Here is a 2,059-nt window from a genome sequence, read left to right as displayed (position 1 = left end):
GTAATAAAAACAAAACTTATATTTAACATTTATTCTTTGTAATAAACAAATAAAAATACTACTTTGTATATATAAATCTTACATTCATAATATAACAAAGTAGTATTAATATTTTATTTCATTATTCTCATTGCATTCAATACTGCTATTAAGGCAACACCTACATCAGCAAATACTGCTTCCCACATACTTGCCATACCTAAGGCTCCAAATATCATAACTATAATTTTAATACCTAATGCAAATATAATATTTTGCCATACTATTTTATAAGTCTTTTTAGATATTTTTATTCCTTCAGCTATTTTACTTGGTTCATCTGTCATTATAACTATATCTGCTGCTTCTATAGCTGCATCTGATCCCAAACCACCCATAGCTATACCGACATCCACACGAGCAAGAACTGGAGCATCATTTATTCCATCTCCTACGAAGGCAATTTTTTCTTTATCATTTCTACCTTCATATATAGATTCTATTTTTTCTACTTTTTCATTTGGCAATAAATTTGAATATACTTTATCTACCTTTAATTGTTTTGCTACTGAATCAGCAACTTCTTTATTATCTCCAGTTAGCATAACAGTTTCTTTTATACCTTGAGCTTTTATTTCCTTAATAGCTTTTTCACTATCTGATTTTATTTTATCAGAAATAACTATAGATCCTTTAAACTGATTATTTACTGCTATATAAACTACTGTTCCTATTTCTTCATTTTTATTTACTTCTATATTATTAGCTGTCATTAATTTTTCATTTCCAGCCAATATTTCTTCATTTTCATATTTTACTTTTATTCCATGAGCAGCTATTTCTTCATAACTCTCTATTTTATTTAAATTAACTTCTTTATTATAGTAATTTAAAATAGATTTAGCTATTGGATGATTTGAATTAGCTTCTGCAATAGATGCATATTTAATTAATTCTTCTTCTGATATTCCAACAGAATTAACTTTTACAACATCAAATACACCTTCTGTTAATGTTCCAGTTTTGTCAAATACTACTGTATCAACATATCTTAAAGCTTCAAGGTAGTTACTCCCTTTTATTAATATACCATTTTTAGAAGCAACACCTATTCCACTGAAATAGCTTAACGGTATGGATAAAACTAGAGCACATGGGCATGATACAACTAAGAATACTAATCCTCTGTGTAACCAATCACTAAACATAGCTCCTGGTACAAATATCGGTGGAATTACTGCTATTAATGTAGCTAATATAACAACTATTGGTGTATAGTATTTTGAAAATACAGATATAAAATTTTCTGTTTTAGACTTTTTACTACTTGCATTTTCTACTAAGTCTAGTATTTTTGATACAGTAGACTCAGAGAAACTCTTAGTTACTTTTACTGTTAATAAAGAGTTTTTATTAATAAATCCTGATAATAGTTCATCACCTGAATTAACCGTTCTTAAAACAGACTCTCCAGTTAAAGCAGATGTATCTACCATAGAATTTCCATCTACTATTATTCCATCTAGAGGTACTTTTTCACCTGGCTTAACTATTATAAAATCACCAATTTCTACTTCTTCTGGATCTACAACTTTAATAGAGTTACCTACTTTTAAGTTTGCCACATCTGGTTTTATTTGCATTAAATCAGAAATAGATTTTCTTGATTTACCTACAGCAAGCTCTTGTAAATATTCTCCAACCTTATAAAATAACATTACTCCAACAGCTTCTGATGCATCTCCTATAGCTATTGCACCAACTGTTGCCACAGTCATTAAGAAGTTTTCGTCAAATATTCTCCCTTTTGTCATATTTCGTAAAGCTTTATATACAACATCTCCACCTACTAATATATAAGACACTAAGAATATTAATATTGAATATTTACTTTCTACTCCCATCATTTCTTCATAAAATGCAAATATAAATACAAATGCTCCTAATAATATTTTTAAAAGTTTTAATTTATTATTATCTTTTACTATTTTTGTTTCTTTTTTAATTGTTTTATTTTCTATTGTTCCTTCGACTTTGATATCAAGCCCTGGTTCTGTATCATTTATTATGTTTATTATAT

General features: G+C 27.7%; 1 protein-coding gene. It reads right to left on the bottom strand.

What is annotated here, in order from left to right:
* Window positions 1-113: 113 nt before the first annotated feature.
* Window positions 114-2,059: heavy metal translocating P-type ATPase (locus tag NSA58_RS19515; protein ID WP_257560881.1), on the bottom strand; the 1,946-nt coding region annotated here is incomplete at its 5' end.

The sequence above is a fragment of the Terrisporobacter muris genome (assembly GCF_024621905.1).
GTDB lineage: Bacteria > Bacillota > Clostridia > Peptostreptococcales > Peptostreptococcaceae > Terrisporobacter > Terrisporobacter muris.
The sequence above is the reverse complement of the archived record's forward strand: the minus strand, read 5'-3'. Positions and strand labels throughout refer to the sequence as shown.